Raw genomic sequence first — 26,334 nt, 5'->3', positions numbered from 1 at the left:
TTAATTAGTTTCTAGCTGTGTGACTGTTTGTATCAATAGATTTCTGGCACATTGATATAACGAACTTATATAACTATATTCACAAACCATAATAACTATATAAATATTTGTGCACTGGTTAATAACCTTTGTTGAAGTCAAAGTCGTTATAATACTCAAGGAAATCTCATGATTGAAATCCATTGGTCGGTCGCGCTCGCAATGAGCTTTTGCAGCTTTCTAGGCATACTAAGAGTGTATGGAAGGCGTGTTGATCGATTTATGAAGCGTGTTTCTGCTCAGATGTTAAAAATTCTCAATGGCTCTATGAAAGCCTCTAACTACGCTCAACAGCGAACAGAAACAGAGTTGTATCAAATTGGCAGCCAGGAACGTAAATACGAATTTGGTGACTATATTCGCCAGCAAACCACCCGAAATAAAGACCTTTAGCATATCTATTAGACACAGCTGCTTTTATTCCGCTCTATATCGATGGAGCAGCTGTACGTCACCTCTACCTTGTAAAAGTGCACTTATACCCGACTCTTAACACCACAACCTTGTATAACTAACTTGGTGAGAAACGTCGCCGCTTGTTCATAATCTGCGTCGTCTAATTCGGGTTTATCCAATACACTGCAAATCTGCCAATTAAAATCAGCGTAGGTCTGAGTCGCAGACCAAATCGCAAACATAAGATGATGCGGTGGTACTTCATCCATAAAGCCTTGTTTCGACCAAGTAGCAAACTTGGAAATGATCATCTGCGATTGTTCAAACAGCTTGTCTCGAATGGATTCTGGCAACACCTTTGCCCCGGACATTACTTCACTAGCGAACACACGAGAAGCATGAGGATAATCACGGGAAATCGTCAGTTTGGTACGAATATATTGAGTCAACGCTTCGACGGGATCATCTAACTGTTCGATAGGTAATGACGCAGCAAGCAATGGCTGAGTGACGGTTTCGAGCACGGCATAGTAAAGTTTGTCTTTGGAGCTAAAGTAGTAAAAGACGTTAGGCTTGGGAATATCTGCCGCTTTTGCTATATCGGCCATCTTGGTGGCTGCGTAACCATGCATAGCAAACTGTTCACTGGCAACCTCGATAATAAGGTCTTGGTTCTTTCGTCTGATTCGCGACATACTCTTCCCTGCTCTCATGTGCTACTTAGTTAATCTTAATGAAAACAAAGAATAAGTCCAAAACTTATGGGGAATACTGAGAGGTAAAAAATCCCAAAACCGATACAAACAGCGCCTGTTAATGTTGAAGTTAGAAGCCCTTTAACTCCAATAACTGCCTGCACGATTTCGGGAACGCGTATAAAAGGAGACAAAACTACGCGATTTATGCGGAAATCATGGCCCTAAGTAATCATTATTCGTTACGGATTGAATGATTAGAGCGAGCCTCTATTGCTTTAATTAGTGCAGAGTGGTCCCAGTTTTCACCACCTAAGTCGGCACACTCACCAAACAGTGCTTGCGCGTTTTCAGTGTTGGGTAACGCGACTTCAAGTTCTTGAGCTCCAGTTAGCGCAAGGTTTAGATCTTTTTGGTGAAGCGCAATCTTAAAGCCAGGGTCAAATGTGCCTTCTACCATACGTTCGCCATGCACTTCTAAAATCTTAGAACTTGCAAAGCCTCCCAATAGCGCCTGTCTCACACGCGCTGGATCCGCACCGGCTTTCGATGCAAAAACAAGGGCTTCCGACACTGCCTCAATATTAAGTGCAACAATGATTTGGTTAGCGACTTTACATGTTTGGCCTGCGCCACTATCACCAACAAGCGTGATGTTTTTGCCTAGTTTCTCAAACAGTGGGCGAGCTTGATCAAATGCTTCTTGGTCGCCGCCTACCATAATGCTCAGTGTTGCATTAACAGCACCCACTTCACCACCTGACACCGGAGCATCTAGATACTGTGCACCACTTTCTTTAATGCGTTTAGCAAATGACTTAGTCGCGATTGGCGAAATTGAACTCATATCAATCACTAACTTTTGAGACGTGCTTGCCGCTAACCCCTCTTCCACTCCGCTTGCTCCGAACAATACGTCTTCAACTTGTGGTGTATTTGGCACCATTAGAATGATAACGTCAGCGAGCTCAGTCGCTTCTTTCGGTGAGTGACATACTGTTGCGCCGCGAGTAACCAGTTCAGCCGGTGGAGCATTGAAGTGATCCGACAATACCAATTCGTAACCTGCCGCTTGCAGGTTTTTAGCCATTGGCTGACCCATAATTCCGGTACCGATGAATGCAATTTTCATGATGTGTTCTCCTTAACGTATCGAATTATTGAAAAGCGTTTAACCAAGAAAGACCTTCTTCAGTGGTCGTCTTCGGCTTGTATTCACAGCCCACCCAACCTTGGTAGCCCATTGCGTCAAGTTCTCTCAATACAAAGTCATAATTGATTTCACCGGTACCTGGCTCATGACGCCCCGGGTTGTCAGCCAATTGAATGTGAGAAATTTGCGATAAGTTATTGGTGATGGTCGGAATTAAGTCGCCTTCCATAATTTGCATGTGATATATGTCGTATTGAACCGATAGGTTCGCACTACCGACTTCTTCAATAATGGATTTCGCTTGTTCTGTGGTGTTCAAGAAGAAGCCTGGAATATCACGTGTATTAATCGCTTCAATCACCAACTTGATGCCTGCCGCTTCCAGTTGCTGAGCAGCATAACGAAGGTTGATTACGAACGTCGTTCTCGCGTCTTGCTCAGTCACACTTGCCGGAACAATTCCTGCCAAGCAGTTGATTTGCTTACAGCCCAGAGTCTGGGCGTAGCTTATCGCTTGGCTCACCCCTTGTTGGAACTCTTCGATGCGACTTGGGTCGACCGCAATACCACGATCTCCCGCATTCCAGTCACCAGCAGGAAGGTTAAACAAAACCTGCTCTAGATTATTGTCATCCAACACCGACTTAATAGTTTCTGCTGTGAAATCGTAAGGAAACAGATACTCTACTCCGTGAAACCCAGCATTAGCCGCTTTTTCAAATCGACTCAGAAAGTCAACTTCATTAAACAGCATCGATAGGTTAGCTGCGAATTTTGGCATAATTTTCTCCTTAAGACTGTGAGTTTGACGAATCTAGTGACGACAGTGCAGTTGGTGCATCCGTTGCATTTTCAGCTAGTGGTTCAAATTCATTGATAGCGTTGATTTCGACCCCCATTGAGATGTTAGTGACACGCTCTAGAATGATTTCAACCACAACAGGGACCTTGTGTTTCGCCATCAGCTCTCTTGCCTGAACGAACGCATCTTGGATGTCTTCTGGCTGTGTTACACGAATCGCTTTACAGCCTAACCCTTCCACCACTTTCACATGGTCAACACCATACCCTTCAAGTTCTGGAGAGTTCTGATTGTCGAACGCAAGCTGCACGCAATAATCGATGTCAAACTGACGTTGTGCCTGACGAATTAGGCCAAGATACGAGTTGTTAACGACTACGTGGATATATGGAAGATTAAACTGCGCACCCACAGCTAACTCTTCAATCATAAATTGGAAGTCATAGTCACCTGATATTGCGACAACATCACGGTTTGGATCCGCGGCTTTCACACCCAGCGCAGCGGGAGCAGTCCAGCCTAAAGGACCCGCTTGGCCACAGTTAATCCAATGGCGTGGCTTGTATACATGAAGGAACTGAGCCGCCGCGATTTGCGATAGACCAATCGTGCTGACGTAACAAGTCTCACGACCAAATGCTTTGTTCATCTCTTCATAAACACGCATTGGTTTAATTGGCGTTTCCGTAAAGTGCGTTTTACGCAACATACTGGATTTGCGCTGCTGGCATTCACCAACCCAAGACGCACGATTAGGTAAAGTACCTTTTGATGAACGTTCGCGAGCAACATCGACTAATAGCTCCAATGCAGATTTGGCATCCGACACAATACCAAGATCCGGGCAGAATACGCGTCCAATTTGAGTCGGCTCAATGTCTACGTGGACAAACTTGCGGCCTTCGGTATACACATCCAATGAACCGGTGTGACGGTTAGCAAAGCGGTTACCAATACCGAATACAAAATCAGAGTTCAAAAGCGTTTCGTTACCATAGCGGTGTGCCGTCTGAAGACCCACCATACCTGCCATCAACTCGTGATCATCAGGGATAGTACCCCAGCCCATCAGCGTTGGAATCACTGGCACACCAGTCAGTTCCGCAAACTGTTGTAGCAATTCTGATGCGCCTGCGTTGATAACACCGCCACCTGAAACAATGACCGGTTTTTCGGCAGCACACAGCATATCGAGTGCTTTTTCTGCCTGCTCGCGAGTTGCGGTTGGTTTGTATGCCGCAAGTGGCTCGTAGGTATCGATATCAAATTCGATTTCAGCTAGCTGTACGTCTAGTGGCAAATCGATAAGAACCGGGCCAGGCCTACCTGAACGCATTAAATGAAATGCTTTTTGAAATGCGCGTGGCACTTGAGCGGGCTCTAGTACTGTGGTCGCCCACTTTGTTACTGGTTTGGCAATAGATTCTATATCTACCGCCTGAAAATCTTCTTTATGCAGTCTTGCTCGAGGGGCTTGCCCAGTAATACATAGAATCGGAATCGAGTCCGCCGATGCAGAATAAAGTCCCGTGATCATATCCGTTCCAGCAGGTCCCGATGTACCAATACAAACACCAATATTACCTTGGTTAGTTCGTGTGTAGCCTTCTGCCATGTGTGATGCGCCTTCAACGTGGCGGGCTAACACATGGTCAATACCACCTAGGTGTTTCATCGCCGCATACATGGGGTTGATTGCTGCGCCCGGAACACCAAACGCAATGTCTACTCCCTCTTTCTTTAGTACGGCTACAGCTGCTTCAATTGCCTTCATTTTCGCCATTCTAATATCCCTCTCAGATTGTATACAATTCAAATCCATATTGTGTACTATGAACCATATCCAGAGAATCGCAACCCCAAAATCAACATTTTTGCAACATAGAGTTAATACACTAAGTGACCACTTACGCCGTAGTTCCTAACAAATAATGCTTTATATAAAATATCTTTACGTAAAAATATTTTCAGAAAAATTCGATGATAAATTAATGTTAAATACCCTTTGATCATTTGTTTGTTTTCCAATATAAGTAAATACACGGATACAGTTTTGTATACAAAATAAGAAAGTATTGTTTAAAGGAGACGAACAATGGCACTTAATGAAGTTATGGACGCAGCACAAGCAGATTGTCTTAAGGTAATTGGAGATACCCAGTCCACAGCTTATCAAGCGATCCTAAATTCCGACGCCCTAACCTTCCTAGAAACGTTAGTTGCGCACTTTGGCAGTAGACGCACTCAACTGCTACAAGACCGTGAAACCAAACAAGCCGCCTTTGATGCGGGCGAGCTACCAGATTTTCGCAAGGACACCAAATCAATAAGAGATGACAAGAGTTGGAAGGTTAGCCCGCCGCCAGCTCCGCTATTAGATCGTCGCGTTGAAATTACCGGTCCTGTTGATAGAAAGATGGTCATTAATGCACTGAACTCCGGCGCAAAAGTATTTATGTGTTGCTTTGAGGATGCTTCCTCCCCGACCTGGCAAAACATGGTAGAGGGACAGATCAACTTACGCGACGCTAACCTTGGAACCATCAGTTATTACGACGACACCAAAGACAAGCAATACTCATTGAATAGTGATCCAGCACTATTAATTGCTCGACCTCGCGGACTTCATTTACCAGAAAAATCTATTCAATATCAGGGCCAGCCGATTGGCGGGTGCTTAATGGATTTTGCGTTGTATTTCTTCCACAACTATCAGTCTCGTGCAGACAAAGGCTTAGGTGTTTATTACTACATTCCAAAGTTGGAAAGCATGGAAGAAGCGAAATGGTGGGATGACGTATTTGCCTTTACTGAACGCTACTTCGGGGTACCAACAGGAACAATTCGAGCGACTGTGCTTATCGAAACACTACCTGCTGTATTCCAAATGGAAGAGATGTTGTATGCAATGAAGGACCACATTGTGGCCATGAACTGTGGTCGATGGGACTATATATTCAGCTACATTAAGACGTTGAAGAACCACAAAGACCGAATTTTACCAGACCGACACGGCATCGGTATGGACCAAGAGTTCCTAAACGCCTACAGCCAATTACTGGTTAAAACCTGTCATGCACGTGGTGCACTTGCAATGGGCGGGATGTCTGCCTTCATTCCGGCAAAAGATCCTGAAGAGATGGAACGTGTAACAGCGAAAGTCATTGAAGATAAAAAACGCGAGTCGAATAACGGTCACGACGGCACGTGGGTCGCGCACCCTGCATTGGTTGATCTTGCGATGTCGGTGTTTGACGAGCAGCTTCAGGGGAAAACAAATCAACTTGATTATGTTAGTCCATCGGAAGACATTACTGCCGAGACGCTATTAAAACCTTGCGAAGGTACGCGTGATGAAGCGGGTGTGCGCAAGAATATTCGTATTGCTCTCTACTACATTGAAGCATGGATACAGGGGCACGGTTGCGTACCAATTTATGGACTGATGGAGGATGCCGCAACGGCTGAGATCTCTCGTGCCAACATTTGGCAGTGGATCCACCACGGTGTCACTCTGGATGATGGCCAAGTATTTACATCATCACTCTTTCACACTTGGCTCTACCAAGAGCTAAAAACGATTAAACAGGAAGTTGGCGATGCACGTTATGCTGCAGGACGCTTTGATGAAACAGCTGACCTTTTTTATGAGCTTTCTACAGCAAAACAGTTCGCTAACTTCCTGACCCTTCCAAGCTATTCGTTACTTTAACCAAACTGTTGGCAAAGTACGCATAAATCCTGCTGACTTAGTCCGAATAAGTGCTTAAGGCAGCAGGTACGAATAGCGCAAGCTATGAGACGAGGAGATAACATGGGAAGTTTAACTCTACAACAAGCACTGACCATTATTGATGGCACATTTGAAGCTGGACTGTCTGACGACTGTGCGCCTTTGACTGTTGCCGTTCTTGATAATGGAGGAAAACTGATTTCTTTGCAGCGACAAGATGGGTCTAGCATGATGCGACCTGACATTGCAATTGCCAAAGCATGGGGCGCATTGGCGCTAGGTTGTTCCTCCCGAAAACTAGCGCAAGACGCTGATTCTCGTCCTGCATTTATCTCCGCGGTTAACGTACTTGCCCACGGTAACATGGTTCCCGTTCCGGGCGGACTGCTTATTCGAGACGAAGAGAAAAACGTGATTGGCGCTATTGGCGTGAGTGGCGATCTCTCTGATATTGATGAGCGCTGCGCTATTCAAGGGATTAACTGTGCCAACTTATACAGCGATGAGGTAGCCGCTTAACGTATAAGGCCCTAACGAATTAGGGCCTTAATGCTTATTCATACTGGCTTAACCAAATTTTAAACAACTGATTTGCCTGTTTTTTCTGAGAAGCCGAAAGAGATTTCACCAGTCCATCTTGCACTTCGACGTGTTCTTCGATCATTTTATCAATCAGCACTAAGCCATCTTGAGTCAATTGCACCGTAACGCTTCGACGGTCCGCCTTGCTGTGCTCTCTCGAAATTAATCCTTTGGACTCCAACTTATCCAATCTATTGGTCATCGCTCCTGACGTAAGCATCATCGTGTTAATTAGCTCTGACGGCGTTAAACGATAAGGCTTTCCACTACGTCGCAAGGTTGCCAATACATCAAATTCGCCAAGTTTTAAGTCGTATTTTTTGTGTAAATCCGCCACTTTGGTTTCCATATATTTGGCAATGCGCATTAGCCGCCCCATCATGGCCATAGGTTCTGTGTCCAGCTCAGGCTTCTGTTTTGCCCACTGCTCTACTACGCGATCAATCGCATCCATGTCTTATTCATCCACTGGTTAATCATCAAGAAAAATTAGTTTAACATAAAGATACTTTACAGGCAGCCAATTTGTCGTTAGAGTGTCCGCAAATATCTTAACGTAAAGATAAAATAAATGAACATACTTTTGGCAATGATCCCCGCCTTTTTCTGGGGTACAACTTATGCCGTAACCAAATTTACGCTACCAGACTGGCCGCCGATTTTGTTAGGGGCTCTGCGAGCGCTACCAGCAGGTTTATTATTACTGCTGGTTAAGCCGACTTTACCTAAAAAAGGTGAATGGCAAGTATTACTAACGCTTGGTCTTATCAACATCGCCACCTTCTTTGGTTTGATATTTGTGATGGCGCAAACCTTGCCGTCTGCCATTTCAGGCGTAGGTATGGTTTCGGTGCCTGTTTTCGCAATGTTATATCAATGGCTGGTAAAAAAACACCGTCCGAGCTGGTCACAAGCATTGAGTGGTCTAGCACTGGTATCACTGGCATTTTTCTTGTTTTCGCCAGGTTCGATCAGCCTTAACCCAATAGGTTTAGGCGCAATGCTTGCAGCGATTATGTGTATTGTCGCGGGTAGTAGTATCACTAAGTCATTGGGCACTAGAATTCACTGGTGGACAATATTAACTTGGCAGCTAATCTTAGGCGGCGCAATCTTAGCGATTGCTTCTGGCTTTCACGCCGCAATTGCACCGGAAACTTATGTCTCGGTCATCGAGAACTTTGATGGTCGAAACCTGTTTGGTTTAAGTTGGGTCGTTGGTCTCAATACCGCACTAAGTTACGGCATGTACGTATGGCTGTTACAGCGGATGACAGTGGTAGATTTCACTTTCGGTGGTATCGCAAACCCAATAGCAGGCATTGTTTGTGGCCTAATGCTACTTGGTGAGTCGTTCACGCATACTCAATACATTCTGATGATGGGTATGATAATAACCTCACTGATTCCACAAATGATCATGGCGATAAAACAGCATCGTGTGACGCGACTAGCCAACCGATAATTACAAGATACCGTTTTCCCAAAAGCGTTTAATACAATGCTCGGCAGCTTCTACCGAGCATTGTTGTTTCCGAGGCTAACACTTTACAAACATAGTCAGAACCGTACTATAGGCGGCTGTTTTTACCAAAAGAGAATCCTTGTGAAACGATTAGTACTGTATGTCTCAGACAAATGCCCTCACTGTAAAGATGCTCAGCGTTATTTGGACAGCAAGGGTTATAAATACCGCCTGACCAATGCAAAGATGCAGCGTGGTCGCAAAGAGTTAGATGCGATTGGAGCTCGTTCTCTTCCTGTACTGAAAATTGGTGACCAATATATGGTTGGTTGGAACCCAAAGAATTTCGAACGTATGTACAAAAGCAATTAATATATCATTTCCTATACTGCCTCTATCAATGTCGGGAGGCAGTATAGTATGAACAATTGGTGGGTATTTTTAATTGGATTCGTTACCGCTTTCAGTTATGGGGACAGTCTAAAAGTCTTGGATGAAGCGAGGATCATCAATCAACGACTGTATTTAGTTCATATTGGCAGTCAGCCTTCGCCGATACACACTTGTTTCGCCACCCAAATTGCCAACCAAACGTTAATCACACCGGCTCATTGTATCTACGATTATACCTCTCGCAGCTTCTATCCACTCAGAGATATTCGTCTAACCGCGCTATTTGGCCAAGATGAACGTTATGATTTTGCTCACGCGACTTCAGTAAAGACCGATCACCAGAACGTCGAAAAGATGACGGCGCGAGATGACTGGGCCATTCTTGAAGTGGGTTCTCAGTTAGGCTGTCACCAGGATATCGCTGCTCTTGTCGACACCTCTACCGTTCAATGGGAGAACGAGCCGATTCAATTGTTGGTTTATGATCAAGCTCGTGCAGCACTTGCCATTGAAACCTGTTTTGTTGACTCATCTAATCTGAGCGACATGACCATAAGTCAATGCAGTGATATGACTCAGGTGTTTTCTGGCACACCTATTTACGTCCAAATAGGTGTGAATATGGCTTTGATTGGTATGGTCACCAATAAACAACAAGACATAAACCATTCTGTTTATTCCGCAACGTCTATCGGGCAAGTGCTCACTCGGCTACCTACTTCGAGTACTTGCATCAAAGATGCTTCTTAACAAAGTCTATAAAAGTCCTATCAGCGCGCGATAAGTACCCATCTTTGCGCCAAGCCAGAGCAAGGTCGACGAATACTGGCGGCTCAAACGACAGTCCCTTAAGTTCTGGTTCATGCCCTGTGACCAACTCCAATAATGCCGTAATAGCAAACTCACGCTTTACTATAGATAAAATCATTGGGAGAAGATTAGTTTCAAACGAGAACTTCGCTTCGATATTACGGCGTTCACACTCTTCATCAATAAAGTCGCGGTGGAAATATCCGGGTTTAAACATCACCAGTTCTTCATCGAAAAACTCGTCAAAATCTAATGATTGTTTATTTGCAAATGGGTGGTTTTGACTGACTACCGCGACCATTTCAGAGCAAAAGATCTGGTCGACTTCTAGATCACCGGGCACGTCCGTATTGCGAATAACACCGAGGTCGATATCTCCATGGAGTAACATCTTTCTGATGTCTTGTGTCCCTGCCTCAATAACCGTCATTTTGAGATTGGGATAGGCACTCTTAAATGCCATGACTATTTCTGGAAAAAAATAGGACCCCATCATACTTGGTGTCCCCAAACGAACTTCGCCCTTTAATAACCCTTTCATCTCATCAATGGCTAGGCTGGCATCATCAATTTGGCGCAGAACCTTCTGAGCATGAGGCAGTAATACTCGACCTTCCTGTGTCAACATAACTTGTTTATCGACGCGAGAAAAAAGCTGTACACCGAGCTGCTGCTCAAACTTCTTGATAGAAATGCTCAGTGCAGGCTGAGCAATGGCCACCGCTTGGGCTGCTCGGGTAAAGTTTTGGTGTTCTGCGACGGCAAGAAAGTGCTTAAGTTGTTTAATATCCATATTAATAAAATATATCGAAGTTATAGCATTAATATATTTCATTAATCCATATTTGAGTGCTAACTTGGTCACATAAGCATCGTTTAGTTATAGAGAATCAGGTTGTGATAGAGCTGCATACGAAACAATACCAACAGATAACTTGGGCATTAGCCCTCGGCTCCTTTTTGGTGTTTTGTAATCTATATATCTTCCAACCAATCCTACCGCAGCTTGCTATACACTTTTCAGTCTCTGAAACTGAAATAAACTGGGTGTTCGCTGCTTCTACGCTAGGGCTGTCGGTATGCCTAGTACCTTGGGCTATTACTTCGGAGAGCTTAGGCCGACGGTTCGTTATGCTCGCAGGTTTATTTGCGATTCCTGTTATCGGTTATTTGATGTTGTTAACCGATAACTTATCGACACTCGTGTTTCTGCGAGCTTGTATGGGAGTATCCTTAGCAGCATTTGCCTCAGTAGCCGTCGCCTATATGGTAGAGGAATTATCCAGTGAAGCCTTTACTCGAGCTATCGGCGGCTATATCGCTGCCAACTCACTAGGTGGTATTGCGGGGCGTGTTGCTGGCGGTATACTCACAGGCTACTTTGATTGGCATACCGCGGTGCTAATTATCTCCAGTTTTACATTAGGTTGCGTCATCATTGTCGCCTTGCTATTGCCGAAGCAGCAACATTTCAAACCGACACGTGGCCTTTTCTTTCACCACAACCGAGCCCTGTTAACTCATCTTTCTACACCGATAGTTTGGGTTGCAATGATCATCGGCGGTATTAACTTTGCGCTCTTCGTCAATCTCTACTCTGTGATGGGGTTTAGATTGGTGGCGGATCCGCATAATCTACCAGTCACGCTATCTGCGCTGATCTTCCTTTGCTACTTAGCGGGTACGGTTTCTTCCAAATGGACTGGCAAATGGCGCGCTCACTTCTCGCCAATTCTTGGAATGGCGCTAGGCACGACACTCAGCTTACTTGGTATGCTAGTCGCAATAATAGAGAGCATTCCTGCTATGTTGGTCGGGCTACTTCTCATCAGCGGCGGCGCGTTTTTTACTCATACATTGGCATACGCATGGGTAAGTCAGAAAGCGACTACCGCCAAAGCAACGGCTACCGCACTTTATCTTGTGCATTATTACGTCGGCGGAAGTATTGGAGGTTTCTTCTTACTGTATTGTTGGCAACACGGTAAATGGACTTCTGTGGTTGAAGGTGGATTAGCCTTATACCTTGTCCTGTTTGCATTGTGTTGGAAACTTTCCAAGCTAGATCGAGCAGAGCAAACTACGGCACTTGTCGCAGACTCTCGTTAAATCCTCTCCTAAACTTTCCTTTACCGTTGGGCACATACTAACCAACGGTAATCAATATTAATGTAAGTAACAAATAACGTTAATAACTTTTCTCGTTACAAACCTTAACTAATTGTTTAAGGTTTATTTACTTTGTGGCTATCCAACAACTCACAGAGTTATTAACGAACTACACCGTTAATATTAATGCTAACATTCTACACGAATCCGTGTATTAGCCCTCTAACAAACTTCCATGAAAAATTGTTAGAGGGTTCTTTTTAAAATATGAAATCACAAGATCGATAAATTGAAAGTTTTGTATAACAAGGACTATTAAAACCATTAGCCAAATAAGCAAAAATCGTTTAACAATATAATCACAATAACAGTAAAAATAGTTAATTAATCAACAAACCATGTCAGCCTATATAATCAAAATTAACATAAAACGAAGATTTTATGAGAGGTAAACAATGGGACGCGCTACAGCACAACGCAAACCTTTCCAAATTCTTACCAATCCTGATATAGAGAACTTATTGGGTGAGAACGCCCCACCTCTTTTCCCCGACGGGACACTATTCATAAACCGAAAAGTGAGCAAAGTGTATTGGTGTGTCGTATCTAACGGTGATTTGATGTCATTTGGAGGGCATGTTGGACGAAGTAAGAAAGCCTCGTCGCATAAGCTGCTGACAAGGCTAAGCGGCGATTTTATCGGTGGTTGGTTCTTGTGTCATGACATTAAGGTCATCTATACCGGGAATATCTCTCAACACCAATCTATCACTGAAGTAATTAAACATCGCAAGGTCTTTCGCAAAAGGCAAATTCCCGTAATGGAACCGACGATAAGAACCTTGAAAGATGTTAGATGTGCAAAAGATCTATGAACATCAATAATGAAGAAACCAAACATGACCAATAACAATATTCAAGTATTCTCTTTTTTCTCGTTATGTTTAGTTAACAATTGGCTAATACGAGATCTACTATCTTATTTTTCTCTCAAAAGAACATCTACGTATTAGTTATGAACACACTAACAATAAATGAACTATATGACCGTTTGAAAGAAAAGAAAGTCGAATCTGTCTGTTCTCAATGTGGCTCTGAATATTGGCGAACACCAAAGATCAATAGTCGCTATTCCAATATTTCGGCTCTACCAGATACTATCTATACGGTGACGATGGGCAACATTGAATATGCACATCTCTGTTGCGATAAATGCGGTTTCACTCGTTTTTTCTCAAAAGCGCTACTTTTTAGTCAGTAGCGGCATAAGAAGATGGATAAAGAAACGCTCGCACTCATCCTACTTTTATTTTCTGCCTGCGCTGTCGCAACGACAACGTATTACTTGCTCAATGCTTGTTGATATGGCGCGCATAGTTAAGTTTTTAGACCACCCGCTCACAAAGACCCTACTCAAGGTCTGCACTACTGACTGTGTTGAGCGTCTGGCCATTGCGATGATGTGGCTCTGCTTTCTTCTTTTGATAGCTCCAGCGTTTCTCACTCTCATGGAATTACTCACTTAAGGTTTTTTTGTTTTTAAGCGATTACAAGTGTCAATCAAACAAAGACAAACAAGGAGGAAGTACCTATGAAAAAACTGATATTTCTAGCGCTATCACTAGCTGCTCCGCTAGCCTTCGCTTACACAGTCAAGTACGACTATGAGTTTAAGAATGGTGATCATCGTATTTGCCATTACGATGACAACGGTCGTGACTACGTCGTTGAAGTCCCACTAGCTAAGTCTTGTCCTGCGGAGGTAGAAAGAAAATCCGATTAACGATAAAAGCCATCTTATACAAGATGGCTTTCTACTTTGTTGACTCAAAGAAATACTTCGAATTCTATGCTGTAAGTGTTAATTACGCTCTTTGGTGACATCTAGGTGTAAGCCCAATTGGTTAGCCATACTAAGTTCGTTTCGTTCAACAATATCTTCGATTATTTTGCCTTCATTATTGAAACGGAAATAGGTAAGGCTAGTCCATGTCACATCTTTTCCTGACACATCAAAACCCATCCACGTGTTTGAATTTTCAGCCTTATGCGTTAACGCCACGACTACTTCGCCCTCAGTCTCGATGACTCTTTGAAACGTTGTTTTCACACTTTCGTACCGTTCAGTAACACAAGATTTGAGCTTAGCTTCAAACTCTTCAAGCCCTCGTAATGTTGTTCCGCAATCCGGTCTATGGATCAAAGCATCAGCCGCAAAATATTCGCCCACACGCTCTGTTGCCTTTCCATCAACACAAAATTCAAAATAGTCTTTAATTGTTTGAACTTGTTTACTTGTCATCTTTATTCTCCTTTTACTTTACCTTTGTTTTTATTGTTATTTTATTAGCATCAGTAGATTTGAATAGACTTTAAAAGGTGGATAGGATGTCAACAATTAGTACACAATAAGAAGAACCATGAATCTACTTACACTTATGCGCTCGTTTATCAGTACAGTTGAAGAAGGCAGCTTCACTGGTGCTTCAAAGCAATTAGGCGTATCCAAATCTCTGGTTAGCCGAAACATTCGAGATCTAGAAAATCATCTAGGTACGCGGTTAATGAATCGTTCAACGAAAACACTGTCTTTAACTGATGCAGGTAAACACTACTACCTTGAGTCAAATATTTTAGTGACTAAGTTGGATACGCTGAACGACAGCATTAGGCACGATAGCGTTGCAATGTCGGGTACGTTGAACGTTCTCGCACCGAATGGTCTTACCGAAATCATGTTAATGCCATTCATCTGCGAATTTTGTACTAGGTATCCAGAAGTTAAAGTTAACCTACTCCTTGATGACGGAGTAAACGATATCTCTTCGCAAGGCTATGACGTCGCCATCCGCTCGGGTAACTTAGTCAAACAAGACCTAGATCTTGTTGCTACGAAACTCACTGAAAACCAATGCATTGTCTGTGCGTCACCACAATATTTGCAAAATCATGAGCCGATTCTACATCCAACAGACTTATTGTCTCATCGGGTAGTTGAAGACCCAAATCTTAAAAACTATTCTCTATGGCGTTTTCGCAAGGGCATAGAAGAACACGACATTGAGGTTTCGCCTTCGATTTCGGTCAATAGTGTTCAAGCCATTAAAGTGGCGCTGCTCAACCACTTTGGTGTCGCTATGCTCCCAAGACAATTGACTAAAAAAGAAATCATTGATGGTAAACTCATCGAAGTGCTCAGCCACTACCAATTACAAAACCGGGCAGTGTACGCACTCTATCGAGAACGAGTTAATACACCTCGAAAAGTCAGAACGTTTATTGAGGAACTTAGAGCTTTCTTAAAGCATTGACTATGATTGACAGTGATCCAAAAGAGTTTCAAATCCGCCTCAACTGCATTAGCATGTGGCGAACTGACGCTTTAACCAAATAGATGCGAGCATCATCTCACTTCAGCTGTTGGATTTTTGATGTCTCGGCTTAAGCAACTGAATAACAACAATGTGTTGATTACGAATATATATGAAAGAAATTAGACCCTTACGTGAAGAAGTAGTAAAGATCGAGCAGCAAGTTCAACAGTGGTTGAAAGATGTGGTTATTGGTTTAAACCTTTGCCCTTTTGCCGCTAAACCTGAAAGAAACAAGCAAATCAAAACCTTTGTTAGTCTGGCCGATAATGAAGAAGGTCTTTTAGAAGATATTCTGGGCGAACTGATGTTATTGGAGCAAACCGAAGTGACTGATCTCGAGACCACGCTGGTTGTAGTTCCGAACATGCTTGAAGACTTTATGGACTATAACTTCTTTATTGATTGGGTCGAAGCGCTTATCAAACAAAATGATTGGGAAGGTATTTACCAAGTCGCGACATTCCACCCAGATTACTGCTTTGGTGGTGCAGAGCCAGAAGACCCAGAAAATCTGACCAATCGTTCTCCCTACCCTATCTTCCACCTTATTCGAGAAGAAAGTATGGAGCGAGTGCTAAAGCACTACCCGAATCCGGAAGCGATCCCAGATAATAATATTGATCGCGTCAGCGCTCTAAATGAATCGGAAAGAAAACAATTGTTCCCATATCTATTTGGTCATTGATCAAATTCAAGCTCTGCTCAAGTCAACCTTACATTACGATTTTAGTCGTATCGAAACCGTTAACTCAGTGGTAGTTTCACCTTAATTGATTTGATGAGACTACCACCATGAAACCTTGGATTAAATTTATCCCTTTGATTCTGCTTGTCACCTATTTTGTGACCTACGACATCATGGATCAAATGGGACATGACAACGCAGCCCAAACTACGGCTCAAATAGAGTCAACAAAGTGATTAGTCTGCCCACTATGCTGTTAGTTTAGTGGGCGAACTTTTCCACGTATAAATGCCATACAATTCTGACAAGTCTTTGCTTTGTAGTATTCATGCCTACTGATACACTACAGCTATCCTTAAGACTCTATTCATTCAGCATTTTAATATGAGTTTATCTCTAACTATCTACAATACTGTTGGAGAAACAGGCATCGAACTTGCCACTTTTTCTAACGCTTGCTCCGATAGCATTCTCGCCCAATGGAATGCCATATCAACAGCAAACCAAGTCACGCCTCACTACCTCGTGCTTTTGGATGGCAAAGATCATGTGAATAGTAAGTTTATTAATCAAAAAGAGGTGTATCAGTTACTAGAACTATGGGGCAATTTCGATGACTTTTATACTGAACTGCCAACTGACAGATGACACTTCCAACACAAACTTGTGTCTAGTTAACGCCCATTTTACTGCGCTATTGAGTACAAGATGTTAAAAGGCCACCTCGAAAGGTGGCCTTTAAGTACGACGACTCGGGACCCTAATTCCGAAACGACGTTTTCCAAAAAGTACGTGTACTTTCTGAAACTGTAGACCAACCCGTTCTCGTATACATGACACCGATTGGTCGAAATTCACAGCTTGTTTTGGGGATCGAAATAATTCTAATAACAATCATGATCTTATTCAATCTTACAGTGATTAGATCGTGAACAAAGTGTACACACAAATTAGCAATAGTGATAATTCAATCACACTTATATCTACAATACGCATATATCGCATTGCTAGCGAAAAGCTATGGTGTTTGATAGGATCGTAAAACCTATACCAAAAGACAGAAATCGATGAAATTAACCAAACTTACCCAAGAGATTTTCGATCACCTTTATCGTGATATCACTGAGTTCCGTACTACATTTGACCTACCAGTAAATGACTCTAATTCTCTAGATGATGCAGCGGATACTTTGCATAGCTCTCTTGCTATCGAAGAAATGACTGAGTTGGCCGAAGCTGACAGCAAAGTCGAACAAGCGGACGCGATCATCGATTCTGTTTATGTCTTAATGGGTCGCTTAGTGCACCTTGGCGACAGCAAAGTAGAAGATAACGTGGCTATCAGTTACCTTATTGAGCTTCTACTGCATGTAGCAGCCAACCGCGACATCGACTTCATCAAATGCTGGGATGAAATCCACTCTAGTAACATGAGCAAAGTATGCCGCAACGAGCAAGAGTATGCGGAAACTGAAGCGCACTACGCGAAGCAAGGCATTGCCCTAATGGCCGTTCAAAAAGGCGAATACATCATCGCAAAATGTGCTGAAGATTTCGTTTCTGAAGCAAAAACAATTCGTAAAGGCAAAGTACTTAAATCCGTCTATTACCGCCCAGCAGATCTAACTCCTTTGGTATAGACCGAGCGACTTGCTTTAAAATGGCTATCCTTGTGATAGCCATTTTTGTTTCCCTTAGAATCATTCACCCCTTCGCTTTATTTCTACCTATCAAAACTGCAAGTTATGATTGAGCATCTATGCACATAACGAGATGAGCGTACAATGCCAGCCATTCGATACCAAGGCAAAAAACCTAATGCAAATTTATAAAAACTGGCGCTAGTTTAATACCTTAGTGCTATCGAATAACTCTTGTCGGCGCTCTCCCAAGCGTCACAGCTATACGCAGACTGATTGAGGCATCTTTGCCTTCTTGAGGTCAACACAGCATTGGTCACGGCATGTAAGTAATTACACGATTACTCACTGCGATTAGGTATCGTCCCAGATATCTGGTTGTGACTACAAAATCCCAAAAATGAACGCTCGGCGACAGCCGAAACAAAAAGAACTTAGGTTCTAAACGACAAATTCGTACTTGCGCTCGCGCGAAACGAAGTTGGCTTTTTACAATTTGATAATTAGGACAGAACTCATTTATATGGCAGTTTTTAGTAAAGAAGAGTGGTTTAGTAACATCAGCAACGATCTCTTAGCAGGTATTGTTGTTGCCCTAGCATTGATTCCAGAGGCTATTGCCTTTTCGATTATTGCAGGATTAGATCCTAAAGTAGGCTTGTATGCCTCGTTTAGTATCTGTGTCGTCATTGCTTTTACTGGCGCAAGACCTGGCATGGTCTCAGCGGCTACTGGAGCCATGGCTTTATTGATGACCTCTTTGGTTAAAAACCACGGATTGGATTACCTTTTGGCAGCAACCCTGTTAACCGGAGTGATTCAATATGTAATCGGTTGGCTTAAACTGGGCAATCTGATGCGATTTATCGCCAAATCGATCATTACTGGGTTTATCAATGCGCTAGCCATTTTGATCTTCATGGCACAATTGCCTGAGTTGACCGATGTGACATGGCACGTGTACGCACTAACACTAGCAGGATTAGGCATCATTTATTTGCTTCCTTTAATTCCTAAAATTGGCAAGGCGTTACCCTCTCCTTTGGTGTGTATTGTCGCGATTACCCTAATCAGTACCTACCTGGGTTTTGACGTCAGAACCGTTGGTGATATGGGTGAACTGCCTAATACTTTACCAGTGTTCCTTTTACCTGATATTCCATTCAATTTAGAAACGCTGCAAATCATCTTCCCTTATTCACTTGCCTTAGCAGTTGTTGGCGTGTTGGAGTCACTAATGACGGCGACCATCATTGATGATTACACCGATTCAACCAGTGATAAGAACAAAGAGTGCAAAGGTCAAGGTATTGCTAATATTGTTGCAGGATTACTGGGCGGCATGGCTGGTTGTGCCATGATTGGTCAGTCTATGGTTAACATGAAATCAGGAGGAAGAACTCGACTGTCCACCTTATTTGCCGGCGTAGCATTGCTGGTAATGGTAGTTTTTCTTGGCGACTTCTTAAAGCAAATCCCAATGGCTGCACTTGTCGCTGTGATGATTATGGTTTCCATCTCCACCTTCTCTTGGAAATCGCTGGTCGAGATAAAACATCACCCACTCCAATCCAATGTCATCATGCTAGCAACGGTGGTATCCGTGGTTATGACACATAATCTCGCCATCGGCGTGCTAGTTGGCGTACTTTTGGCTTCCGTATTTTACGCCAATGCCAGTATCTCTATCATGGATGTGGTCGACGAAGTTATTGTTGATGGAGAGCATATTACTCATAAGGTTCATGGGCAGATTTTCTTTGCATCAGCCTACGACTTCGTTGATATGTTTAGCTATGACAATGAGCACCCTGTGGTCACAATCGATTTATCAGATGCTCACTTTTGGGATATTACCGCGGTTGATGCCTTAGATAGAGTGGTATTACGTTTTTCCAAACTTGGTAATCAAGTTGAAGTCATCGGGATGAATCCTCAAACCGAAGCTCTGGTCAAAAAATACGGTAAATATGACAACCCTAACTTCTTAACTATGACATTCGGTCACTAATCACCATTGGGAGAACCAACAATGAGCTTACGTTATGACGAAGAACTCGCTACCTATTTTGGTGATGAAGATATGAAGTTAGATCGGCTTTTGTATCTACTGGAGCAAACGCGGAGATATGAATCAAGATTATATTGGATGAAATTGAAAGTGATGATTTTTGGGATCGCAATTCCATCCATTTTATCTGTTATTGCGATTTTCGTGGCTCTCAACCACTAATGTTAATTCTTCAGTTCAATCATTAAGCTAAGCATAGGTTAGCTGTACAAAGCTAACCTATTACGACGATGAGGCTGTTCGTCCAAATGCGCTGATCATTCTATTAACGGCATCATTAATCTTCAAAAATAAGATAGGCTCTGCCGTTATGCTCAACCTTTTGCACATTGGTCCTGTAAACCGAGTTAATGTTCTCAACTGTCAGAACATGCTGGCTACTCCCTACCGCTTCGAGTACACCATTGCTCAATAGCACAACATTGTCCGCCCTTCTCAAAGTCACGTTCAGATCGTGATTCGCCACAACGACAGTTGTACCCTGTCCAGTGACAAGATCTATGAGTCTATGGAGGTATTTTTCCTGGCCAATATCAAGTGGAGCCGCTGGTTCGTCCAGAATTAGATATTTGGCTAATGGGTTGATGGGTTTCCAAACTTGAAGACAACAAGCCGCTAACCGCACTCGCTGCCACTCACCACCAGATAAATGATGGACGGTACGACTCAACATGGTATCCAGATTAAGCAGTTCGACAATAGATAGAATGGCTCGATTTACCTCTTCGCTGTCATCTCTGCAATTTGCAGGAATGGATAACGAAAGAAACTGGTAAACAGGCATATTGAACGCTGGGCGAGCGGATTGACTGAGATACGCTCGCGTTAATGCAATATCTGGCAGAGATAAGGTCGACAGCGCCGTACCTTCAATAACAATGTCACCTTGATAGTCAATCACACCAGCTAAAGCTGCTAGTAAGGTGCTTTTGCCACTACCGTTCGGACCAATAACATGCGTTAGTTGTCCCGTTGGGATATCGATCGTCAATGGTAGTAACCTAGTGCCAATAGTTAGGTTATGAACTTGAATCATGACTCTTCACCAGCATCCAAATAAAGATCGGCGCTCCTATTGTCGTGGTCATCACTCCAACGGGTAGCTCAGCAGAATCCAATACTAGTCGCGCAAGTATGTCAGAGATCACCAACAATGTTGCTCCCGTTACCGCAGACAATGGCAACAGATAACGGTTTTCAGTGCCGAAAGCCAAGCGAAGTAGATGCGGGACAACTAATCCAACGAAGCTAATCACACCACCTAAAGCAACCGAGCCACCTACCAACAGCGATACACAAAGGATGAGTTGCCAACGGACGCGGTTTACATCCACACCCAATTGCTTAGCGTGAACTTCTCCTACCATCAACTTATCCAAAACCTTACCTTGAAGGCATAGCCAGACGCCTATTGGAATCATTAACACCGTGAGAACATGTTGATACCAACTTACGCCACCGACGCTTCCCATCAACCAGTACATTAACTGGCGAAGACTAAGCTCGTCACTGAAGTAGAACGCCCAAGTCACCACAGCGCTAGATAGAATTCCAAGTGCGACCCCCACTAACAGCAGTCGAGTTGTTGTCAATCTCATGGTTTTGGCCATACTCACCAATATCAAGGTGAAGCCAAGTGCCCCAACCACCCCAGATAACATAAAACCCAGTGGCGTCGCAGCCGCGGGAAAAGCAAACAAAATGATCACCATTCCCAAACTGGCACCGCCTGAAATACCCAGGACACCAGGTTCTGCGAGTACATTACCTAACAACACTTGCAGCGAAGCACCAGAGAGCGCGAGCGCGGCTCCAATCGCAGCGGCAGCAAGCAGTCTTGGTAAACGCAAATCATAGAGAAGACGAGACTCAAGTGCGGTCTGAGGTGAGAACGGATTAATAAAAAGCTCTCCAACCGATAGGTGGAGTAACGCGAAAATAACTAAGACGCCAGTCATCGCAATAATCAATTTGCGCCAGCGTCTTTGGTTTTGATTCAGTAACTGATTGAATTCCATTTGAGAAGCATAACAGCGGCGATGCAGAACGCCACTGTTTTTCGATCAATCGTAGACCAGTTGGTCATCCTCATAGCGGGTTGCCACTTTAACCACCATCAAGGCAGCGCGTTGCCCAACCACCACTTTGCGGTTCGGAAAAACAATGGCTTCATGATCGTTCTTTGCCATTAATGGTTTATCACCGTCATGGCCAAAGACTTCACCGTGTTTAAACTCTGTGAAATTCTCGACATCATCGTCAAACAAGAAGCCAAAATCATCATGGTGACGAACCACAGTGCGTGACACACGATAAATGACTGGCTGCTTCGCTAAATGCTCTGGTGTTTCTTCAGACAACAGATCTCGAGTAGCAATATCAAACGCAAGCAGTTTTTCCAGATCGTTTTCGCCAATTCGCGCTACACGCCCAAGCTCCATTGTTAACGCTTGTGCGCCATAATTCTCGGCGGAGAACCAACTAAACGTGCTCGACGGCGCATTGGATAACAGCACCGCATCCATATGCGCACTCGCAACGTAATCAAACAGAGCCTTGCTTCTTACCGCATGTCGTGAACGAGGGCTAACGACAAAAGAATAGTGTTTTGATTCACGAATCGCACAGTGCAAATCCAAATGCCAGCGACTTGCCTCTTCTGTTCCTTGATAAAACTTGTCGACTAACAATCTCAAGTGCTTAGCAATCGCCACCTCACGGTTTACGGCGTGCTCTTTACTACCGAATAATCGATTTAGATTCTCATCAATAAAACGCGTATGTCGGTTGGTAGCCTCTGGATGAGCAATGATAAACAGACAACGAGCATTCAGCTTTAAAAAGCCCGATTCTATGTCTTCCACCATTTTGCTGACCAGTTCCATCGGTGCTGTTTCGTCACCGTGGATGCCACATGAAATTATGATGTGTTTACTGTCTTTGTCTAGATGTTTTGGGGTAACTTCTAATACCCCACGATAACTCAGTTCCATTTTCACTCCATCTGGAGTGTTCAGCGATTTTGCAGTGAACTCAGTTTCGGTTTCCAATGTATCTTTCAGAAATGACTGGCGAAAAAGCGATTTCGTCATGCGCTGCTCCCTATCTAACAGCGGTATGGTAATGAAACATTCAATAAATTTATACGGATATGATCGCGTTTATCGAAGTAAGTCTCGTAACTTTAAGGCAAAACACCTATTTTACCGAAAAATCAATGTTGAGCACTACGCATGTGGTGACATAACTACTCTATCACCACATACGTTTCAGGCTTTCTTAACTTTCTAGGCTATCAAGCAAAGATTCAAATTCATCCACTTTCAACGCCAACTTAGCCATTCCTTCATTCCAAAATGAGGCTTGAGTGAGGTCTTTACCCATGTGCTTCAACACAACCTCTTCAGCTAAATAAGACCCTGTATCTCGTAACAAGGAAACATAGTCAGGGAAGAATGCCTCTCCTTTGGTTGTACGCTGTGCATAAACACCCTGGCTAAATAGATAACCAAATAAATATGGATAGTTGTAGAAACTCAGTTCTGAGATGCTGAAATGCAGCTTGCTCGCCCAGAAATATGGATCGGTTCCTGACATGGAATCACCATACCAATCACTCCATGTTGTCGACATAAGTTCGCACAGTTGCCTAGCGTCCAACTCATTTGTTTCTCGGGCTTCATAGAAGGCTTTTTCAAACTCATAGCGCACTGGAATATTGATCGTCAGAGCGTAGGCAGAAGATAACTCCTCCCACAGCATTTCTAGCTTCTCTTCCGTGGTTTGCGCTTGATCTAACAAGTAATCTCGAACGATATTTTCAGCAAAAATGGAGGCCGTTTCTGCCAAAGTCATCGGGTAATGAGTGCGACACAGAGGCAAGTCACGCATCACCCAGTTGTGAAAAGCATGTCCTAGCTCATGAGCTAACGTTAGCAAATCCGAGCGGCTACCACCCCAAGTCATAAAGACCAATGGCGTGCGTGTCGCGGCAAGCTTGGTACAATACGCGCCTAAACGGCGGTTGTTTGACGGCTCCGCATCAATCCAACCATTATCAACCATGGTTTGAACAAACTCCGCCATGGATGGGTCGACCTGTTCAAATGCGGCTTTAATGACCACGATGCCTTCTTCAAAAGAATAGATTTGTGCTTCGCCACTGTTTAATGGTGGCATCGCAGCTAGGTGGTTCCAAGGTGTCATCGCATCAAGTCCATGAACGCGAGCCATTAATCTTCCCGCTTTCTGACCTATTGCTTTACTCTCATTAGCAGCAGACATCATCGCATCCAGTGTTTCTTGTTGAATACGATTCTCGCGCAAGCTAGAGTCTAAGAAATGTTCTTGCTTCGCTTTTGAACGCTTTTTACCTTCATTGTGTCGCCAACCGGCTAAGGCATTCACGATGGCAGCAAACGACGTTTCATTAGCTTTCATGGCTGATTGAATGCCTTCCCAAGCAGCTTGCTGCTTAGCAAATTCACCACCATACAAGAGACTCGCCGCTGTTGAAAATCCTACGGTTTCAGAGCCGGAATCCGTTTTGATATCAATGGTCAGTGAGCCAGTAATATTATCGTATAACCTGCCCCATGCATCGCGTCCGTCCACTTGCATCGCTGAAAGCAGTTGCTCTTCCTCAATGCTCAGCTGAGTCTCGGCTTTGCGCTGCAATAACTCAATTTGAAAACCTTGCCCGGAGACTGAAGGATTATCATGATTTAAAACTTGTTCTATGAATGACACTTCCGCCAACGCTAGGGTATTTTCATACGGCGTAAACGCCTGCTCTAGCTCTGAGTTGAGCTGAGCAATACGTCCAATTAACTGTTTGGCTTGTGTATTTTGCGCATCTGTAGAGGCATAGCAATTTGCCAAGGTATTTACGGTCGCCAACAAAGTGCCAGCCGCCTCCATGGTTTGAATCGCATTTTGCATCGCTGACACGTTTTGACGTTCACCACTATGGCTGTTCAACAATTCAATAGAACGTTGAATCAAAGCAATGTCTTGCTCTACTTTTGGATCATCAAGATTTTGATAAGCTATTGATAGATCCCAAACGGCTTTGTTCATTGCGATATTTCCTTGTATTAGTGTTTCGCGAAACCTAAACATCATTGATTCCACGATACCTAGATAACGGTTGCTGACAGCCTTCGAAGAGGCACAGCTGCCGTAACTCACTGTTATAACTTAAAAGAATGTAGAGAGGCCCCGACCGTTTTCACTTTTACATGCGCAGGGAACTCGGAATTAAACTGTAAATGAGTGATAGAGGCATTGCCAATATCAAGCGTTGAGTAGAGCTTTGGATTGGCCCAATCTAAACCAACAACTTCCGCTAAAATCAGTCGAATTACACCACCATGAGCAACTACCAATGTTGTTTTATTGGGCTGACTAAGTAACGCCAGAAGGCTGTGCCAACCGTGAAGAACACGAGCTCTAAATTGACTCAGTGACTCGGCTTGTGGAAGAGGATGGTTCACCGGGTCACTCCAAAACGGCTCGACGCTCAACCAATCTTGTTTGCTCATCTTATCAAATGGGACACCATCAAAGGTACCAAAGTTCATTTCAGCCAATTCATCGACGTGCGCTACATCGATATTCATCGTTTGACTTACCATTTGCGCTAGCGTGGCACAGCGCTTTAAAGGAGAAGAGTAGATGTTTTGAATATCAATTTGTGTGGCGGCCAAAGCTGAGACAATGTCTAGGTTGGTATTCTTAGCAACTTCAACATCGGTTACGCCGTATAAAGCTGGAGGCGCCGATACTTTGCCGTGACGCATCAGTAAAATGTTCTGCATTACCTTCCCTTGTTACTCCACTCCGCAGTTACTTCAAAACTAACGGTAAACCAGCGGCGACAAACACAACTTTCTCTGCAATCTTTGCGATTTGTTGGTTCATACGCCCCCCATTATCCACAAAAAGGCGAGACACTTCGCCCATAGGCACAACCCCTAAGCCGACCTCGTTCGACACGACAATTACATGCGCATCACATTGTGCTAAGGCCTTGACTAAGGTTTCAATTTCCCTCATTAAACCCAGATCATCACAGTCGTCACCTAAATGGAAAAGGTGGTTGTTCAGCCACAACGTGAGGCAGTCAATAAGTACGACATCCGACGATGAGAAGGTCGATAATTGCTCCACCAGCGCCAATGGGCACTCCCACTCTCGCCAGCCAAGTCCACGTTGGCGACGGTGGTGCTCAATACGAGCGCGCATTTCGTTATCAATTGGCTCAGAGGTTGCTACATAATGCTTGGTAAGCCCCTCGCTAGCGTCAATTAAATCCGACACTCTATTTTCTGCAAAGCTTGATTTGCCTGAGCGAGCACCGCCTATTATCAATTCTACTGGCACAGA

At 43.7% G+C, this 26,334-nt stretch carries 29 protein-coding genes; 16 read left to right on the top strand and 13 right to left on the bottom strand.

The genetic code is table 11. The annotated features are described in order from the left end of the window. The first annotated feature begins 168 nt into the window (after positions 1–168). Positions 169–432: a hypothetical protein gene (locus MMA19_RS16735; protein ID WP_038228374.1), complete on the top strand. Its 264-nt coding sequence runs from the start codon at positions 169–171 to the stop codon at positions 430–432. An 83-nt stretch (positions 433–515) separates the two neighbouring features. On the opposite strand, the gene MMA19_RS16730 is transcribed toward MMA19_RS16735, so the two are convergent. The 4 genes from MMA19_RS16730 to gcl all read right to left on the bottom strand — a co-directional run bounded on the left by MMA19_RS16730 (position 516) and on the right by gcl (position 4,868). Then, a complete protein-coding gene (locus tag MMA19_RS16730; RefSeq protein ID WP_038228372.1) occupies positions 516–1,130 on the bottom strand; it encodes a TetR/AcrR family transcriptional regulator in 615 nt (204 codons plus the stop codon). Between the two features lie 235 nt (positions 1,131–1,365). Further along, complete coding sequence (locus tag MMA19_RS16725) at positions 1,366–2,265, bottom strand: 2-hydroxy-3-oxopropionate reductase (RefSeq protein WP_200874587.1); 900 nt, start codon at positions 2,263–2,265, stop codon at positions 1,366–1,368. Between the two features lie 22 nt (positions 2,266–2,287). Beyond that, positions 2,288–3,064, bottom strand: coding sequence for a hydroxypyruvate isomerase (hyi, locus tag MMA19_RS16720; protein WP_038228368.1), 777 nt, complete (start codon positions 3,062–3,064; stop codon positions 2,288–2,290). A gap of 10 nt (positions 3,065–3,074) precedes the next feature. Beyond that, positions 3,075–4,868 (bottom strand): glyoxylate carboligase, encoded by a 1,794-nt coding sequence (gene gcl / locus MMA19_RS16715; protein WP_236109674.1) that lies wholly within the window; start codon positions 4,866–4,868, stop codon positions 3,075–3,077. A gap of 312 nt (positions 4,869–5,180) precedes the next feature. Here gcl and aceB point away from each other — a divergent pair, with 312 nt between their 5' ends. Next, entirely contained in the window at positions 5,181–6,797 is a 1,617-nt protein-coding gene (aceB, locus tag MMA19_RS16710) for a malate synthase A (RefSeq protein ID WP_006070594.1), read from the top strand. A gap of 102 nt (positions 6,798–6,899) precedes the next feature. After that, positions 6,900–7,337 carry a heme-binding protein gene (locus MMA19_RS16705; RefSeq protein ID WP_006070593.1) on the top strand — a complete coding sequence of 146 codons (438 nt, stop codon included), beginning with the start codon at positions 6,900–6,902 and terminating at the stop codon, positions 7,335–7,337. Between the two features lie 34 nt (positions 7,338–7,371). Here MMA19_RS16705 and MMA19_RS16700 read toward each other — a convergent pair whose 3' ends face one another. Then, on the bottom strand, positions 7,372–7,854 hold the full coding sequence (locus MMA19_RS16700; protein WP_240206716.1) for a MarR family transcriptional regulator: 483 nt from the start codon (positions 7,852–7,854) through the stop codon (positions 7,372–7,374). A gap of 117 nt (positions 7,855–7,971) precedes the next feature. On the opposite strand from MMA19_RS16700, the gene MMA19_RS16695 reads away from it, so the two are divergent. The 3 genes from MMA19_RS16695 (at position 7,972) to MMA19_RS16685 (ending at position 10,008) form a co-directional block, all read left to right on the top strand. Beyond that, positions 7,972–8,865 carry a DMT family transporter gene (locus MMA19_RS16695; RefSeq protein ID WP_088877153.1) on the top strand — a complete coding sequence of 298 codons (894 nt, stop codon included), beginning with the start codon at positions 7,972–7,974 and terminating at the stop codon, positions 8,863–8,865. Between the two features lie 141 nt (positions 8,866–9,006). Continuing rightward, positions 9,007–9,237, top strand: a complete 231-nt coding sequence (locus tag MMA19_RS16690; RefSeq protein WP_006070589.1) for a glutaredoxin family protein — start codon at positions 9,007–9,009, stop codon at positions 9,235–9,237. Between the two features lie 48 nt (positions 9,238–9,285). Next, the gene (locus MMA19_RS16685; RefSeq protein WP_240206715.1) at positions 9,286–10,008 is read left to right on the top strand and encodes a hypothetical protein; all 723 of its coding nucleotides are present in this window, start codon (positions 9,286–9,288) and stop codon (positions 10,006–10,008) included. On the opposite strand, the gene MMA19_RS16680 is transcribed toward MMA19_RS16685, so the two are convergent. Further along, positions 9,992–10,861, bottom strand: a complete 870-nt coding sequence (locus MMA19_RS16680; RefSeq protein WP_240206714.1) for a LysR family transcriptional regulator — start codon at positions 10,859–10,861, stop codon at positions 9,992–9,994. The genes MMA19_RS16685 and MMA19_RS16680 overlap by 17 nt on opposite strands. A gap of 104 nt (positions 10,862–10,965) precedes the next feature. Here MMA19_RS16680 and MMA19_RS16675 point away from each other — a divergent pair, with 104 nt between their 5' ends. From MMA19_RS16675 to MMA19_RS16660, 4 genes are all read left to right on the top strand, one after another. Next, positions 10,966–12,177 (top strand): MFS transporter, encoded by a 1,212-nt coding sequence (locus MMA19_RS16675; protein WP_240206713.1) that lies wholly within the window; start codon positions 10,966–10,968, stop codon positions 12,175–12,177. 455 nt (positions 12,178–12,632) lie between these two features. Continuing rightward, positions 12,633–13,052: a hypothetical protein gene (locus MMA19_RS16670; RefSeq protein WP_006070585.1), complete on the top strand. Its 420-nt coding sequence runs from the start codon at positions 12,633–12,635 to the stop codon at positions 13,050–13,052. 140 nt (positions 13,053–13,192) lie between these two features. Beyond that, complete coding sequence (locus MMA19_RS16665) at positions 13,193–13,438, top strand: hypothetical protein (RefSeq protein WP_240206712.1); 246 nt, start codon at positions 13,193–13,195, stop codon at positions 13,436–13,438. Between the two features lie 330 nt (positions 13,439–13,768). Further along, complete coding sequence (locus tag MMA19_RS16660; RefSeq protein WP_198557706.1) at positions 13,769–13,960, top strand: hypothetical protein; 192 nt, start codon at positions 13,769–13,771, stop codon at positions 13,958–13,960. Positions 13,961–14,038: 78 nt separating this feature from the next. Here MMA19_RS16660 and MMA19_RS16655 read toward each other — a convergent pair whose 3' ends face one another. Further along, the gene (locus MMA19_RS16655; protein ID WP_240206711.1) at positions 14,039–14,479 is read right to left on the bottom strand and encodes an ester cyclase; all 441 of its coding nucleotides are present in this window, start codon (positions 14,477–14,479) and stop codon (positions 14,039–14,041) included. A 118-nt stretch (positions 14,480–14,597) separates the two neighbouring features. Between MMA19_RS16655 and MMA19_RS16650 the strand changes: the two genes are divergently transcribed. The 6 genes from MMA19_RS16650 to MMA19_RS16625 all read left to right on the top strand — a co-directional run bounded on the left by MMA19_RS16650 (position 14,598) and on the right by MMA19_RS16625 (position 20,109). Beyond that, the gene (locus tag MMA19_RS16650) at positions 14,598–15,488 is read left to right on the top strand and encodes a LysR family transcriptional regulator (RefSeq protein WP_240206710.1); all 891 of its coding nucleotides are present in this window, start codon (positions 14,598–14,600) and stop codon (positions 15,486–15,488) included. Positions 15,489–15,660: 172 nt separating this feature from the next. After that, positions 15,661–16,236 (top strand): DUF1415 domain-containing protein, encoded by a 576-nt coding sequence (locus MMA19_RS16645; RefSeq protein WP_031494765.1) that lies wholly within the window; start codon positions 15,661–15,663, stop codon positions 16,234–16,236. 384 nt (positions 16,237–16,620) lie between these two features. Next, positions 16,621–16,884 (top strand): hypothetical protein, encoded by a 264-nt coding sequence (locus MMA19_RS16640; protein ID WP_006070579.1) that lies wholly within the window; start codon positions 16,621–16,623, stop codon positions 16,882–16,884. 419 nt (positions 16,885–17,303) lie between these two features. After that, positions 17,304–17,876, top strand: a complete 573-nt coding sequence (locus MMA19_RS16635; RefSeq protein WP_006070578.1) for a nucleoside triphosphate pyrophosphohydrolase family protein — start codon at positions 17,304–17,306, stop codon at positions 17,874–17,876. Between the two features lie 523 nt (positions 17,877–18,399). Next, entirely contained in the window at positions 18,400–19,887 is a 1,488-nt protein-coding gene (locus MMA19_RS16630) for a SulP family inorganic anion transporter (RefSeq protein ID WP_240206709.1), read from the top strand. A 21-nt stretch (positions 19,888–19,908) separates the two neighbouring features. After that, complete coding sequence (locus MMA19_RS16625) at positions 19,909–20,109, top strand: hypothetical protein (RefSeq protein ID WP_006070576.1); 201 nt, start codon at positions 19,909–19,911, stop codon at positions 20,107–20,109. Positions 20,110–20,224: 115 nt separating this feature from the next. Here the strand turns inward: MMA19_RS16625 and btuD are convergent, their stop codons facing one another. The 6 genes from btuD to cobU all read right to left on the bottom strand — a co-directional run bounded on the left by btuD (position 20,225) and on the right by cobU (position 26,331). After that, positions 20,225–20,983 carry a vitamin B12 ABC transporter ATP-binding protein BtuD gene (gene btuD, locus MMA19_RS16620; protein ID WP_006070575.1) on the bottom strand — a complete coding sequence of 253 codons (759 nt, stop codon included), beginning with the start codon at positions 20,981–20,983 and terminating at the stop codon, positions 20,225–20,227. Next, on the bottom strand, positions 20,967–21,965 hold the full coding sequence (gene btuC / locus MMA19_RS16615; RefSeq protein ID WP_038228343.1) for a vitamin B12 ABC transporter permease BtuC: 999 nt from the start codon (positions 21,963–21,965) through the stop codon (positions 20,967–20,969). The genes btuD and btuC overlap by 17 nt, the downstream gene beginning before the upstream one ends. Positions 21,966–22,010: 45 nt before the next feature. After that, a complete protein-coding gene (locus tag MMA19_RS16610; RefSeq protein ID WP_006070573.1) occupies positions 22,011–23,039 on the bottom strand; it encodes a succinylglutamate desuccinylase in 1,029 nt (342 codons plus the stop codon). Between the two features lie 187 nt (positions 23,040–23,226). Continuing rightward, the gene (locus MMA19_RS16605; RefSeq protein WP_240206708.1) at positions 23,227–25,026 is read right to left on the bottom strand and encodes a M3 family oligoendopeptidase; all 1,800 of its coding nucleotides are present in this window, start codon (positions 25,024–25,026) and stop codon (positions 23,227–23,229) included. A gap of 113 nt (positions 25,027–25,139) precedes the next feature. Further along, positions 25,140–25,766 carry a histidine phosphatase family protein gene (locus tag MMA19_RS16600; protein ID WP_006070571.1) on the bottom strand — a complete coding sequence of 209 codons (627 nt, stop codon included), beginning with the start codon at positions 25,764–25,766 and terminating at the stop codon, positions 25,140–25,142. Positions 25,767–25,794: 28 nt separating this feature from the next. Continuing rightward, a complete protein-coding gene (gene cobU, locus MMA19_RS16595; protein ID WP_240206707.1) occupies positions 25,795–26,331 on the bottom strand; it encodes a bifunctional adenosylcobinamide kinase/adenosylcobinamide-phosphate guanylyltransferase in 537 nt (178 codons plus the stop codon). Positions 26,332–26,334: the final 3 nt, after the last annotated feature.

This window comes from Vibrio sp. CyArs1 (assembly GCF_022432925.1).
Lineage (GTDB): Bacteria > Pseudomonadota > Gammaproteobacteria > Enterobacterales > Vibrionaceae > Vibrio > Vibrio mediterranei.
Note: the sequence above shows the minus strand (reverse complement) of the source record. Positions and strands in the feature narration are given on the sequence as shown.